Origin of the sequence: Pantoea sp. Morm (genome assembly GCF_016643525.1) — a bacterium.
Taxonomy (GTDB): domain Bacteria; phylum Pseudomonadota; class Gammaproteobacteria; order Enterobacterales; family Enterobacteriaceae; genus Pantoea; species Pantoea dispersa.
This window is the reverse complement of record NZ_VOQX01000002.1, coordinates 126,940-140,399: the sequence shown is the minus strand read 5'-3', so window position 1 is coordinate 140,399 and position 13,460 is coordinate 126,940. Positions and strand designations below refer to the sequence as shown.

Below are 13,460 nucleotides of genomic sequence, written 5' to 3'. Positions count from 1 at the left end.
GAGTGAGAGATGAGAAACATCGTGCGCGCCGTCAAGGTGAACAAATATTTCGATCAGTTCCACGCGCTGAAGGACGTCAGCCTGGAAGTGAACTACGGCGAGGTGATGTGCATTCTCGGCCCGTCGGGTTCCGGTAAGAGCACCTTTCTGCGCTGTATCAACCAGCTGGAGAAAGTGGATCAGGGCGGCATCTGGGTCGACAACGAACTGGCGGGCTATCGCATTGCCGGCAACAAGCTGCACCCGCTGAGTGACAAACAGATTGCGCGCCAGCGGCTGCAGACCGGCATGGTGTTTCAGCGCTTCAACCTGTTTCCGCACAAGACCGCGCTGGAGAACATCATCGAGGGGCCGTGTCGCGTGCTGCTGCGCCCGAAACGCGAGGCCAGCGAAGAGGCGATGGCGCTGCTGGATCGCGTCGGACTGGCGCACAAAGCGCACGACTATCCGCAGTCGCTCTCCGGCGGTCAGCAGCAGCGCGTGGCGATTGCCCGCGCGCTGGCGATGAAACCCAAACTGATGCTGTTTGATGAACCGACCTCGGCGCTCGATCCGGAGATGGTCGGTGAAGTGCTGGCGGTGATGCGCCAGCTGGCAAAAGAAGGCACCACCATGCTGGTGGTGACCCACGAAATGGGCTTTGCGCGTGAGGTCGCCAACCAGGTGGTGTTTATGGATGAGGGACGCATTATTGAGCAGGGCGCACCGGAAGAGATTCTGCTGAACCCGCAAAACCCACGGATGAAAAACTTTATCAACGCGATTCTTCTTTAACGTGACCGGGGTGAATAGATGAAAAAATTGTTATTGAGTGCCATCAGTGCCGCGCTGCTGCTGCAATCCTCTGCCTGGGCGGAGATTGCCGTACCGGCCAGTATCAAAGAGAAAGGGCTGACCGTCGCCATCATGCCGAACTACCCGCCGATGGATTTTAAAGATCCGGCCACCAATCAGCTGAGCGGCGTCGATTATGAGCTGGGCCAGGCAATTGGCGAGAAGCTCGGCGTGAAGGTTAACTGGCAGGAGATCGCGTTTGAACAGATGGTCAACGCGGTGGTGACCAAACGCGTCGATCTGGTGATGTCCGGCATGACCGACACCAAAGAGCGGCAGAAGGTAGTTAACTTTATCGACTACTTCAAAACCGGTCCGCAGTTCTACACCCTGGCGGCGCGCAGCGACATCAACAGCGCCACCGATCTGTGCGGCAAAAAAGTAGGCACCAGCCGCCGCACCACCTTCCCGCAGGAGATTGCTACCTGGTCAAAAGCGCACTGCGAAGCGGCCGGTAAACCCGCGATTATCGTGGTGGGCGCGGAAGGCACCGCCGATGCGCGCACGCAGCTGCGTCAGCGTCGTCTGGATGGCGCGGTACAGGGCAGCGAAACCCTGCCGTACATCATGAACCTGGAAAAAGGCACCTTTAAGCCGCTGGATAAAGCCTTCTCCTTCCAGTACACCGGCATGGCGCTGGGTAAAGATGCCGGTGAGCTGACCACGGCGATTCAGGCAGCCATCAATGCCATGATTGCCGATGGCAGCTACCAGAAAATCCTCAGTAAATGGGGCCTGAGCGACAACGGCATTGCCGAAGCCACGGTGAATCAGGGCTAAGGAGCGGGCGTATGCAACAACCGGGCGCAGTGCGCTGGCCGCAGGGCAAGCGTGGCTGTATGGCGCTGGCGTTTGATCTTGATGGTCCCACTGGCGATGCCATGCTCAATGGCAGTCTGTGGTCAACACCAGAGTATTTCACCTTTGGCGCCTACGGGCCGTTTCGCGCGCTCGGTCGGCTGCTGGATCTGCTGCGCGCCTTCCAACTGCCGGCCACGTTTTTTGTCCCGGCGTGGGTGGTGGAGCAGTGGCCGCGGCAGTGCCAGGCGATTATCGAACAGGGCCACGAAGTGGCCTATCACGGTTATCGCCACGAATCGTTCTGGGCGATTACGCCAGATGAACAGCGCGCCGTGATGGCGCGCTCTGCCGCCATCTTTCAGCAACATCTTGGTATCCGCGCCTGCGGTTTTCGTACTCCTTCCGGCGACTGGCACGCCGAAACGCCGCAGATTCTGCGGGAAGCCGGGGTGATTTACTCCAGCAGCATGCGTGGTGACGATCGGCCGTACAGCATTGCCGTCGCCGGGCATACGCCGCTGGTGGAGATTCCCGGCAAATGGGAGATGGATGATTACGCCTCGCTGGCCTACACGCGCCAGCCGGATTTTCCGCAGGGCGGCGACCGCATCGCCAGCTATGCGCACACCGGTGACAACTGGCAGCGCGAATTTGACGGCGCGATGGCGGAAGGACTGTGCCTGACCACGCTGTTCCACCCGAAAATTTCCGGGCAGCCCGGCCGTTTGCTGTTGCTGGAGCAGCTGTTTGCCCACATGACGGCGCGCGACGATGTGTGGTTTGCGCGCTGTGATGCGGTGGCCGCGTGGTATTTGCAGGAGCAGCAACATGACTGAACATTCACGCTGGCCGTCGGGCAAACAATCGGCGGCCATCATTACCATCGACTATCACGATATTCACGGCATCCTGACGCAGGCCCCTGCGGTCGCCGGGCGCGATAAAACCCTGTCGGTGTGGCGCTATGGCACGCTGCGCGGCGTTGATCGTCTGCTGGATCTGCTGGCGGAAAAACAGCTGCTGGCCAGCTGGTGCTTACCGGCCATCGTCGCCGAAGAGCAGCCGCAGGTGCTGCAGCGTATTGTCGCCGCCGGCCATGAGATCGCCTGTAGCGGTGAGCGACACGAAGACTTCTCGGCGCTGACGCTGGCGCAGCAGATTGCCAGCGTAACGCGCGGCTGCGAGCAGCTGGCGCAGCTGAGCGGCCAGCCGATTGCAGGGTTTCGCACGCCGGCCGGCCAGTGGAAACCGGGCCTTGCTGCGGCGCTGGCAACGCACGGCATCCGCTGGTCCTCCAGCTGGCGCGGTGATGATTTACCCTATTTTCACCCCGGCACCCGGCTGGTGGAGCTGCCCATGCACTACACGCTGGAAGATGCGCCCTATTTTGCCTTCAACCTCAGCCCGGCGATTCCGCCCGGACAGTCGCGCATCGCGCCCTATGGCGAAACGCTGGCTAACCTGACGCAGGATTTCCACGGTTTTCACCGTTTCGGCCTGTGCTACCTGTTGCGGCTGCACCCGGAAATTATCGGCACCGCCGGACGCATTGGCCTGCTGCGTCAGCTGCTGGAAACGCTGCAGCAGCATGACGTGTGGATCGCTACTGCCGGCCAGGTGGCCGCGCACTGGCAGACGCAGCCGGATAACGATGCCGATCATCCGGCAGAGGTGTTTGCCCGGCTCAGCGGAGGCGAACATGGACACCACGCTTGATCGGCTGGCGGATTTCATCGCGGCCACCCGCTTTGCCCAGCTGCCGGAACCGCTGGTAGCGCAGGCGAAGCGCCATCTGCTGGATACGCTCGGCGCGGCGCTGGCGGGCTGTGACAGCCCGATCTGGCGCGAATGCCGGGCGCTGGTGGCTGAAGAGGGCGGCAGCACCGTGGCGCAGCTGTGGGGCTGTGCGCAGCAAGCTTCCCCGCGCCAGGCGGCGTGGCTCAACGGCGTGGCGGCGCACATGTATGAACTGGACGACACCGGCGGCTGCGATCACTCCGGTGCCGTGGTGTTACCGGCGCTGCTGGCGGCACTGCCGCTGGCGACGCAGCCGGTCGACGGCCGGGCATTTCTCACCGCGATGGTCGTCGGTTATGACATCGGCCGCCGCGTGCTGGAAGCCTGCGGGGGTTATGCGGCGCACAACGGTGCGGGCTGGCACTCAACTGCCAGCTGTGGCGTTTTTGGCGCGGCGGCCGCCGTCAGTTGTTTACTGCGGCTGCCGGCCGCGCAGTGTGCCTCGGCGCTGGGCATCGCAGCCAGCTTCAGTGGCGGTCTGTGGGGCTTTATTCATGATGGCTCACACACCAAAAAGCTGCACGCGGCGCGCGCGGCGGAAGGGGGCGTACAGGCGGCGCTGCTGGCACAGCGCGGCATCAGCGGACCGGCCGCGGTATTTGAGGCGCGCTGGGGCGGCTTTCTGCAAACGCTGGCCGGTGAAACGCAACAGCCCGCCGCGCTCACGGACCAACTGGGCGAGGTGTGGAAACTGGCGCGCTGTTCCATCAAGCCGTACGCCGCCTGTCGCGGTACGCATGCGGCGATCGATGCGCTGGGTCTGCTGCTTAAGCAGCATGCGGTGGCGACCGGGGATATTGCACGCATTGTGGTTGGGCTCAATCCGTTCCTGCTGGAGATGTGCGGCACGCGTGAGCTCACCAGCCTCGCCGCCGCGCAAATGAGCCTGCCGTATGCGCTGACGGCGCGAGCGCTGTTCGGCTCTGCGGAGCTGGCGAGTTATGACGACAGCCGTCGCCTGAGTGCGGAAGCTGCCGCGCTGATGGCGCGTATTGAGCTGGAGATTGACCACCAGCAGGGGCGCGATGATGAGCCGTGGGTCCGGCTGGAAACGGTGCAGGGCCAGCAGTGGCAGCAGCACGTCGCGGTGCCGTCCGGATCGCCGGCGAATCCGCTGAGCGACGCGGCGCTGCACGCCAAATACCGCAGCCTCGCCGCGCGCGTCTTGCCGGCGGCACAGGTGCAGCAGCTGGAAACGCTGTGCCTGACGCTGGATAACGTGGCGGATGTGCGGCAAGTCGCGGTGTTACTGGCGACCCGGTAAAAGTGGGGCGCCAGCCATGGCGTAATGCCGGTCGGTCAGGCCAGCGCGACCTGATGATGACGGTGCGCATAAATGCGCACCCTACAAAAACGCGCGCTGGCCCGTAGGGTCGCCGTTTACGGTGACCTGGGGTTTGCCGTTTGCGGTGACCTGGATTTACCACATCCATTGCGACCGCAATCAAACCCGTTCCGCCAGCCCTTCAATCCGCGCCATCGCCGCCCGCAACCGCGCTTCGTTGACCGGTTCGGCCATGTTGGCCATATCCGGCGCATGGACAGACTCACGTATAATCAACGCCAGCTCGCTCTCCTCCAGCGCGGCAATCTCGGCCAGCGTTAACGGTACGCCGCAGTCGCGCGCCAGGCGCATCTCGTCCACCAGCTCTTCGTCGCTGCGATCCTCCAGCGCCAGCAGGCACAAATTGCCGTAACCCACCAGCAGGCCGTGACCAAACTCGCGCGTTTTGTCGCAGAAGGTGAAACCTTCGTAAATGGCATGCGCAGCGGCGGCGTGGGCGCCATTGCTCATCAGCGAGGTCAGACCGGCCCAGGTAAAAATCGCGTCCAGCACCTGATCGAGCGAAGTGCCGCTCTCACCGCGCAGTACCGCTGCGTAAGCCGCCGGACCGTGCTCCGCGATCACCTCATAGCAGATCTGGCTGTGCGCCAGCGATGACAGCGCATTGCCGGTGCGCGCCGGATGGCGCGTGCTTACCGCCCGGAACTCATACCATTTAGCCAGCGTATCGCCGAGGCCCGCGGCCAGCCAGCGGGCAGGGGCGGCTGCCAGCAACTCACTGTCGATGATCACCGCCGCCGGTGCCTGTGGCAGCGGGAAAATATCAAAGAAGTTGCCGTTATCGTCGTAGCGAATGGTGAGCGGGGTCACCGCAGCGCAGGTGGCGGCAATCGTCGGGACGGTTATCACCGGCAGCCCGAGCTGTGCGCCCACCGCTTTAACCGTATCCAGCGCCTTGCCGCCGCCCGCACCGATCAGCACCTCTGCCTGTTGTTCAATCGCTAACACCGCCAGCCGTTCGATATGGTTAAGCGAGGTTTCGCCACCAAACCACACCGGTGCCAGCAGCGTGACGCCAGCGGCGTCGAGTTGGGTCTTCACCTGCGTCGCCACCGCCTGCATCGCGCGCTGGCCGCCAATCAGCAGTGCGCGCTGGCCCAGCCCGGCGCAGATAGCCCCCAGCTGGTTAATCACACCCGCACCACGCAGCACGCGCGCCGGGAACAGCAAATTTTGTTGCGACATAGCGAAAGCTCTCTTTTTCAGGGAATGGCTGCATCATCGCCAAAGCGGCTTGCAGAAAAAATCCCTGTCAGCCGATAATCACTTCAGCGATTCGTTAACTATTGTCAGCAATCCCTGAAGGAAGTGCGGTGCCAACCTTACCCAATCTGAAACTGCTGCAGGTGTTCGCCAGCGTGGTGGAAAACCAGGGCTATTCGCGTGCGCAGCAGGCGCTGAACATGACCACACCGGCCATCAGCGCCTACATGAGTGAACTGGAAAGCCAGCTGGGCTTTATTCTGTGCCAGCGCGGCCGCGCGGGCTTTGCGCTGACCAGCAAAGGCGAACAGTTCTACGCCTATACCCGGGAAATGCTGGCGACCCTGAGCGGCTGGCAGTTGCAGGTGGAGACGCTGAAAAGCGCGCAGGGCGGCACATTTGCGCTCGGCGTGGTCGACGCCACCGTCACCGACAGCACGCTGGATCTGCCGGCGGTTATCGCCTGTTTTAACCAGCGCTTTCCGGCGGTGTTTCTCACCCTCAGCGTGTGCGAGCCCAACGAACTGCAGCAGCAGGTGCTGGAAGATCGGCTCGACCTGGCCATCGGGCACTTTCCGCTGCGCGCCAGCAATCTGGTGACGCTGCCGCTGTACGAGGAGCAGCAGTGGCTGTACTGCAGTCCGCAACATGCGCTGGCGCAGGGCGATGCGGATGTGCGTCGCGTGCAGCAGACCGGCATGGTAACGCGGCGCTACTGGAACCAGCAGGAGCTGAACAAGCGCGGTTTCCGCCATAGCACCGCCTCGGTGGAGAGCATTGAAGCGCAGCTGACGCTGATTCTCTCCGGGCGCTATATTGGCTTTTTGCCCGAGCATTACGCGCGCAGCCGCGAGCAGCACGGCCAGTTGCTGCGCCTGCTGCCCCACCATTTTCACTTTCGTGCGCCGTTTTCGTTCGCCTTCCGGCGCGGCCGCGCGCGCGAGCCGCTGATCCGCGCGATGCGCGAAATTCTGAATCCAGCGCGAAAAACTGAGCGTGAAAGCTGACGCTGTGGCAATACTGTGTAAAAATACAGGCCGGTTTAACCAACAGTATTCACTATGGCCCTGACAGCAGCGATAAAAAGCCAGATTGCGCAATGGTATAAGGCGCTGCAGCAGCAGGTTCCTGACTTTATCCCGCGCGCGCCGCAGCGCCAGATGATCGCCGAAGTGGCGAAGAGTCTGGCCGGCGACGACGGCCGCCATCTGGCGATCGAAGCGCCGACCGGCGTCGGCAAAACCTTGTCCTATCTGATTCCCGGCATTGCGGTCAGCCGCGCCGAAGAGAAACGTTTAGTCATCAGCACCGCCAATGTGGCGTTGCAGGATCAGATCTTCAGCAAAGATCTGCCGCTATTAAAGAAAATTATTCCGGACCTCACCTTCACCGCGGCTTTTGGCCGCGGGCGCTATGTCTGTCCGCGCAATCTGACCGCGCTGGCCGCAACGGACGATCAGCAGGGCGATCTGCTGCTGTATCTCGACGAACAGGCGGTGACCGGTTCGAAAGAGGAGCAGAAATTCTGCGCGCGGCTGGAGAAAGACCTCAGCAGCTATAAGTGGGATGGCCTGCGCGATCACAGCGACGTGGCGATTGACGACAGCCTGTGGCAGCGCCTTTCCACTGATAAAGCGAACTGCCTGGCACACCACTGTCGCTGGTATCGCGAATGCCCGTTCTTTGTGGCGCGACGCGAAATCGAGCAGGCCGATGTGGTGGTGGCGAACCATGCGCTGGTGATGGCGGCAATGGAGAATGAGTCGGTGCTGCCGCCGGCCAAACACCTGATGCTGGTACTGGATGAAGGGCACCATCTGCCGGAAGTGGCGCGGGATGCGCTGGAGATGAGCGCGGAGATCACGCCGGGCTGGAGCAGCCTGCAGCTCGATCTGTTTGTGCGGCTGGTGGAGACCATCATGGCGCAGTTCCGGCCGAAATCCCCGCCGCCGCTGAGCAATCCCGAGCGCCTGAAAGGACACTGTGATGAGATGCGCGAACAGCTGCAGACGCTGTGCAACGCGCTCAATCCTCTGCTGCCGCGCGACAATCAGCCTGGCGAGTTTCGCTTTGTGCTCGGTGAGCTGCCGCCAGAACTGCTGACCCTGTGCGCGCGGCTGTTTAAGCTGAGTGATGCGCTGCGTGGTCTGAGCGAAGGGCTGCTCAACGAGCTGGGCGAACAGACCGGCAAGGCCGATATCATGCGGCTGCACAAAGCCATCCTGCAGCTCAATCGCCACTTCGGCTGGTTTGAATCCATCAGCAAACTGTGGCGGCTGGCGGCGATGGAAAAAGCGTCCAACGCGCCGGTGTCGAAATGGGTGACGCGTGAAATTCGTGACGGCCAGGCGCATCTGCTGTTTCACTGCGCCGGGATTCGCGTCAGCGACCAGCTGGAAAAGCTGCTGTGGCGCAAAATCCCGCACGTGGTGGTGACCTCGGCTACCCTGCGTTCGCTGAACAGCTTTAATCGCCTGCAGGAGATGTCCGGCCTGAACCAAAAGGCCGGCGACCGCTTTGTGGCACTCGACTCGCCGTTTAATCATGTCGATCAGGGCAAGCTGATTATCCCGCAAATGCGCTATGAGCCGCTGCTGGCCAATGAAGCGGAGCACATTGCTGAGATGGCGCGCTTCTTTCGCCAGCAAATACAGGCGCAGCAGCACAAAGGCGTGCTGGTGCTGTTTGCCAGCGGACGGGCGATGCAGCAGTTTGTCAGCCTGGTGCCGGAGCTGCGTCTGTCGATGCTGGTGCAGGGCGATCAGCCGCGTTCACGGCTGGTGGAGCTTCACCGGCAACGGGTGACCGCCGGACAAAGCAGCATTCTGGTTGGCCTGCAATCCTTTGCCGAAGGGCTCGATTTGAAAGGCGATCTGTTGTCGCAGGTGCACATCCATAAAATTGCTTTTCCGCCGGTAGACAGTCCGGTAATTTTGACCGAAGGGGAGTGGCTGAAGAGCCTCAAACGCTACCCGTTTGAAGTACAAAGTTTACCCAGCGCATCGTTTACGCTGATCCAGCAGGTCGGGCGTCTGATCCGCAGCCATCAGTGTTTTGGTGAAATCGTCATTTACGATCGCCGGCTGCTGAGCAAAACCTACGGCAGCCGCCTGCTGGCTGCGCTGCCGGTGTTTCCGATTGAACAACCGCCGGTGCCGGAAGCGGACAAACCGGCGAAGCGCAGCAAGAAATCCTGAGTATGCGGCAACAGCCGGATGCACGATTGTTGGCCGCCGCGTGACGGCGCGCCCTGGAAGCGGGAAGTATGATGGAACTGAATAAGATCATTAAAGAGATTGGCCGCGGCAAGAATCACGCACGCGATATCGACTTTGACACTGCCGTGGCGCTTTACAGCGCGATGCTGGCGGACGAGGTGCCGGATCTCGAACTGGGTGGCGTGCTGATTGCGCTGCGCATCAAAGGCGAAGGGGAAGCAGAGATGCGCGGCTTCTACCACGCGATGCAGCAGCGCATGATGCGGCTGCAGGCCCCGGCACAGCGTCCGATGCCCATCGTCATTCCCAGCTATAACGGCGCGCGTCGCCAGGGCAACCTGACGCCGCTGCTGGCGCTGCTGCTGGTGAAGCTCGGTTTTCCGGTGTTGCTGCACGGCGTCAGCGACGACCCAACCCGCGTGACCAGCGAAGCGGTGCTGGCGGCGCTGGATATTGCGCCGGTTACCAGCGCGCAGCAGGCGCAGGCGAAACTCGACGCTGGCGAGCTGGCGTTCATCACCATCGATAATTTATGTGCGCCAATGGCTAAACAGCTGGCGCTGCGCTGGCGCATGGGCGTGCGCAACAGCGCGCACACGCTGGCCAAGCTGGCGACGCCGTTTGCCGAACGCGCCGCGCTGCGGCTGGCGAGCGTGTCGCATCCGGAATATGTGCCGCGCGTGGGTAAATTCTTCCAGGATATCGATGCACCAGCAATTCTGCTGAACGGCACTGAAGGTGAGGTCTATGCCAATCCGCAGCGCTGCCCGGCGATTAATTATATTCGCGGTGCCGGCGCAGAGGCGGAAGTGTGGGTCGAGCGGCAGCCGGAGATCGCGCTGGCGCTGGCCGAGAGCAAAAGCGCCCAGGATACCGCAGCGTGGATCCGTCAGGTGCTGGCCGGTGAACGCGCGGTGCCGCAGGCGCTGCGCCTGCAGCTGGCGTGCTGTCTGGTGGCGACCGGCGAAGCCGCAACAATGGCCGATGCCGAAACGCGGTTACAGCAGGCGGGGATTTAACCGGGCTGCCCGGCTGGCCATGCACGAAAAACCTGGGCGGTGACGGCGGTCACCGCAGCGGTTGCGCAGGGGGGGCACGCCTGCGCAGCTGAAATGGTTTGCTGAGCAGCGCCATCAGCGTTTAATCAGTACGCTCTCCACCAGTTGCTGCCAGAACGTAATACCAATCGGCAGCAGCGCATCGTTGAAATCATAGTTGGCATTGTGCAGCGGGGCTGAAGGCGTGGCACCGTCAGCGCCGAGCCAGAAATAGGCGCCGGGACAGGCTTCCAGCATGCAGGCGAAATCTTCAGACGCCATCGACGGGTTAACCTGCCAGTGCACCTGCTGTTCACCCAGCAGCTGGCACGCCACGTCACGCACCTGCTCCGCCGGGGCGACATGGTTGGCGGTAACCGGATAGCCGGGATACCAGTGAATCTCGCCGCTGACGCCAAACGGGCGCGGCAGGGTGGTGACAAAATCTTCAATCAGACCGCGCACGCGATTGCGCACGTCGGTCTGCAGACATCGCACCGTACCGCGCAGCGTGATCTGCTCCGGAATGACGTTAATGGCCTCGCCACCGTGAATCTTGGTGACGCTGACCACCGCCGACGCCAGCGGTGACAGGCGGCGCGACGGGATGGTTTGCAGCGCCAGAATCAGCTCGGCGGCGACCACCATCGGGTCGGCACCGCTTTCCGGCATCGCCGCATGGCAGCTTTTGCCGTGCAGCGTAATCTCAAACGAATCCAGCGATGCCATCATCGCGCCCGGATTTACCGCCAGCGATCCCACCGGCAATCCCGGCCAGTTGTGCATCGCGTACACGGCATCCATCGGGAAGCGCTGAAATAGACCTTCCTCCACCATTTTGCGCGCACCACCGAGATTCTCTTCGGCCGGCTGAAACAGGAAGTGTACCGTACCTTTGAAATTACGCGTGGCGGCCAGCTGACAGGCTGCGGCCAGCAGTATCGCGGTGTGGCCATCGTGACCGCAGGCGTGCATCACGCCAGGCCGGCTCGATTTCCACTGCGGCTCGCCTTTTTCGGTAATCGGCAGGGCATCCATATCGGCGCGCAGCCCGATGACCGGACCGGGACCGTTTTCCAGCGTGCCGATCACGCCAGTGCCGGCGAGGCCGCGAAACACCTGCAGTCCGGCATCGGTCAGCACCTGGGCTAACAGCTCGCTGGTCTGCTGCTCCTGGTAACCCAGTTCAGGGTGTTGATGTAACTGACGACGCCAGGTGAGGGCGTTTTCCAGCAGGACAGCAGGCAGGCTCATAAGGTAAGGCTCCATCAGCAGCGTCAGCTGCGCAATCTCCGACGCGGGAAGTTAAGTGTCCACTGTAGTGGTAAGCGTGGGGGGCGTCTATCGTGGAAAGGAATAATTTAGCTATAGGCTATAGCGGATTGGCATAAGCGGATGGGGCAAGGTCGGCATCAATGCCGACCCTACACAATGCACTCTTTTGGAACAATGTTACGGCTTAACAGGCCAACACGACGTTATTGTTTAGCCGGGGTGACATCCTGTAGGGTGCGCATTGATGCGCACCTGGAACTACTTCAGCATCGGCAAATTGAGACCGTGCTGCTCTGCGCAGGTCTGCGCCAGCTCGTAACCCGCATCGGCATGACGCATCACGCCGGTGGCCGGGTCGTTCCACAGTACGCGACCAAGGCGCGCATCCGCTTCAGCCGTACCGTCACAGACGATCACCACCCCGGAATGCTGCGAGAAGCCCATACCGACGCCGCCGCCGTGGTGCAGGCTCACCCAGGTGGCCCCGCCGGCGGTGTTCAGCAGCGCGTTCAGCAGCGGCCAGTCTGACACCGCATCCGAGCCATCCTTCATCGCCTCGGTTTCACGGTTAGGTGACGCCACCGAGCCGCAGTCGAGGTGGTCACGACCAATCACGATCGGCGCTTTCAGCTCGCCGTTGCGCACCATCTCATTGAATGCCAGCGCCGCTTTATGACGCTCGCCCAGCCCCAGCCAGCAAATACGCGCCGGCAGGCCCTGGAAGGCGATGCGCTCCTGCGCCATATCCAGCCAGCGGTGCAGGTTTTTGTGATCCGGGAACAGCTCTTTCAGTTTGGCGTCGGTTTTATAGATATCTTCCGCATCGCCCGAGAGCGCCACCCAGCGGAACGGGCCTTTGCCTTCGCAGAACAGCGGACGAATATACGCCGGCACGAAGCCCGGGAAATCAAAGGCGTTTTTCACCCCTTCATCCAGCGCCACCTGACGAATGTTGTTGCCGTAATCCACGGTCGGCACACCCATGTGGTGGAAGTCGAGCATCGCCTGCACGTGCTGCGCCATGGAAGCGCGTGCCGCTTTCTCTACCGCTTTCGGATTGCTGACGCGCTCGGCTTCCCAGCGTGCCACGTCCCAGCCCACCGGCAGATAGCCATTGATCGGGTCGTGCGCGGAGGTCTGATCGGTCACGATGTCAGGCTTCATGCCGCCCGCTTTCGCGCGCTGCACCAGTTCCGGGACCAGCTCGGCCGCGTTGCCCAGCAGCCCCACGGAGATCGCCTGGCCGGCTTCGGTGGCGTCTTTGATCAGCGCCAGCGCCTCATCCAGGCTGTAGGCTTTATGGTCGAGGTAGCGGGTGCGCAGACGGAAATCGATGCGCGACTCCTGGCACTCAATCGCCAGCACGCAGGCACCGGCCAGCACGCCCGCCAGCGGCTGCGCGCCGCCCATGCCGCCCAGACCGGCGGTGAGGATCCAGCGGCCGGTCAGGTCACTGTTATAGTGCTGGCGACCGGCTTCGGCGAAGGTTTCAAAGGTACCCTGCACGATGCCCTGCGCGCCGATATAGATCCATGAGCCGGCGGTCATCTGGCCATACATCATCAGCCCGGCCTTATCCAGTTCGTGGAAGTGATCCCACGTTGCCCAGTGCGGCACCAGGTTGGAGTTGGCCAGCAGTACGCGCGGCGCATCGGCATGGGTGCGGAACACACCGACCGGCTTGCCGGACTGAATCAGCAGCGTCTCTTCCGGCTGCAGCGCACGCAGCGAGCGCAGAATCTGCTCAAAGCACGCCCAGTTGCGCGCGGCTTTGCCGATTCCGCCATACACCACCAGATCCTCCGGGCGTTCGGCCACGTCAGGATCGAGGTTGTTCTGAATCATGCGGTATGCCGCTTCAATCAGCCAGTTGGCGCAGTGCAGTTCATTACCGCGCGGCGCACGGATTTCACGGGCAACAGCCTGAGTCAAAGTTTCGCTCATCATCGG

At 62.2% G+C, this 13,460-nt stretch carries 11 protein-coding genes; 8 read left to right on the top strand and 3 right to left on the bottom strand.

What is annotated here, in order from left to right:
- Positions 1-9: 9 nt before the first annotated feature.
- The 5 genes from FT726_RS01460 to FT726_RS01440 are packed head-to-tail and all read left to right on the top strand — an operon-like array spanning position 10 to position 4,696.
- Positions 10-774 carry an amino acid ABC transporter ATP-binding protein gene (locus FT726_RS01460; protein WP_021508448.1) on the top strand — a complete coding sequence of 255 codons (765 nt, stop codon included), beginning with the start codon at positions 10-12 and terminating at the stop codon, positions 772-774.
- Positions 775-792: 18 nt separating this feature from the next.
- Positions 793-1,614 carry an ABC transporter substrate-binding protein gene (locus FT726_RS01455; RefSeq protein WP_021508447.1) on the top strand — a complete coding sequence of 274 codons (822 nt, stop codon included), beginning with the start codon at positions 793-795 and terminating at the stop codon, positions 1,612-1,614.
- Positions 1,615-1,625: 11 nt separating this feature from the next.
- Positions 1,626-2,471 carry a polysaccharide deacetylase gene (locus FT726_RS01450; protein ID WP_021508446.1) on the top strand — a complete coding sequence of 282 codons (846 nt, stop codon included), beginning with the start codon at positions 1,626-1,628 and terminating at the stop codon, positions 2,469-2,471.
- The gene (locus FT726_RS01445; protein ID WP_346302333.1) at positions 2,464-3,351 is read left to right on the top strand and encodes a polysaccharide deacetylase; all 888 of its coding nucleotides are present in this window, start codon (positions 2,464-2,466) and stop codon (positions 3,349-3,351) included. The genes FT726_RS01450 and FT726_RS01445 overlap by 8 nt, the downstream gene beginning before the upstream one ends.
- Positions 3,335-4,696 (top strand): MmgE/PrpD family protein, encoded by a 1,362-nt coding sequence (locus FT726_RS01440; protein ID WP_346302332.1) that lies wholly within the window; start codon positions 3,335-3,337, stop codon positions 4,694-4,696. The genes FT726_RS01445 and FT726_RS01440 overlap by 17 nt, the downstream gene beginning before the upstream one ends.
- Positions 4,697-4,876: 180 nt before the next feature.
- On the opposite strand, the gene FT726_RS01435 is transcribed toward FT726_RS01440, so the two are convergent.
- The gene (locus FT726_RS01435; RefSeq protein WP_288422751.1) at positions 4,877-5,962 is read right to left on the bottom strand and encodes an iron-containing alcohol dehydrogenase family protein; all 1,086 of its coding nucleotides are present in this window, start codon (positions 5,960-5,962) and stop codon (positions 4,877-4,879) included.
- A 128-nt stretch (positions 5,963-6,090) separates the two neighbouring features.
- Here FT726_RS01435 and FT726_RS01430 point away from each other — a divergent pair, with 128 nt between their 5' ends.
- From FT726_RS01430 to ybiB, 3 genes are all read left to right on the top strand, one after another.
- The gene (locus FT726_RS01430) at positions 6,091-6,987 is read left to right on the top strand and encodes a LysR family transcriptional regulator (protein ID WP_346302331.1); all 897 of its coding nucleotides are present in this window, start codon (positions 6,091-6,093) and stop codon (positions 6,985-6,987) included.
- Between the two features lie 54 nt (positions 6,988-7,041).
- Positions 7,042-9,177: an ATP-dependent DNA helicase DinG gene (gene dinG / locus FT726_RS01425; protein WP_346302330.1), complete on the top strand. Its 2,136-nt coding sequence runs from the start codon at positions 7,042-7,044 to the stop codon at positions 9,175-9,177.
- Positions 9,178-9,248: 71 nt separating this feature from the next.
- Entirely contained in the window at positions 9,249-10,217 is a 969-nt protein-coding gene (gene ybiB, locus FT726_RS01420; protein WP_288423002.1) for a DNA-binding protein YbiB, read from the top strand.
- A gap of 114 nt (positions 10,218-10,331) precedes the next feature.
- On the opposite strand, the gene FT726_RS01415 is transcribed toward ybiB, so the two are convergent.
- Together FT726_RS01415 and hutU are read right to left on the bottom strand one after the other, a co-directional pair.
- Positions 10,332-11,489, bottom strand: a complete 1,158-nt coding sequence (locus tag FT726_RS01415) for a M20 aminoacylase family protein (protein WP_346302329.1) — start codon at positions 11,487-11,489, stop codon at positions 10,332-10,334.
- A gap of 279 nt (positions 11,490-11,768) precedes the next feature.
- On the bottom strand, positions 11,769-13,454 hold the full coding sequence (gene hutU / locus FT726_RS01410; protein ID WP_125308529.1) for a urocanate hydratase: 1,686 nt from the start codon (positions 13,452-13,454) through the stop codon (positions 11,769-11,771).
- Positions 13,455-13,460: the final 6 nt, after the last annotated feature.

Excerpts from the sequence above, each read along its gene's own strand:
- FT726_RS01440 (WP_346302332.1), top strand. The coding sequence starts at position 3,335 with ATGGACACCACGCTTGATCGGCTGGCGGATTTCATCGCGGCCACCCGC.
- FT726_RS01450 (WP_021508446.1), top strand. The coding sequence starts at position 1,626 with ATGCAACAACCGGGCGCAGTGCGCTGGCCGCAGGGCAAGCGTGGCTGT.
- FT726_RS01445 (WP_346302333.1), top strand. The coding sequence starts at position 2,464 with ATGACTGAACATTCACGCTGGCCGTCGGGCAAACAATCGGCGGCCATC.
- FT726_RS01455 (WP_021508447.1), top strand. The coding sequence starts at position 793 with ATGAAAAAATTGTTATTGAGTGCCATCAGTGCCGCGCTGCTGCTGCAA.
- ybiB (WP_288423002.1), top strand. The coding sequence starts at position 9,249 with ATGGAACTGAATAAGATCATTAAAGAGATTGGCCGCGGCAAGAATCAC.
- FT726_RS01415 (WP_346302329.1), bottom strand. The coding sequence starts at position 11,489 with ATGAGCCTGCCTGCTGTCCTGCTGGAAAACGCCCTCACCTGGCGTCGT.
- FT726_RS01460 (WP_021508448.1), top strand. The coding sequence starts at position 10 with ATGAGAAACATCGTGCGCGCCGTCAAGGTGAACAAATATTTCGATCAG.
- hutU (WP_125308529.1), bottom strand. The coding sequence starts at position 13,454 with ATGAGCGAAACTTTGACTCAGGCTGTTGCCCGTGAAATCCGTGCGCCG.
- dinG (WP_346302330.1), top strand. The coding sequence starts at position 7,042 with ATGGCCCTGACAGCAGCGATAAAAAGCCAGATTGCGCAATGGTATAAG.
- FT726_RS01435 (WP_288422751.1), bottom strand. The coding sequence starts at position 5,962 with ATGTCGCAACAAAATTTGCTGTTCCCGGCGCGCGTGCTGCGTGGTGCG.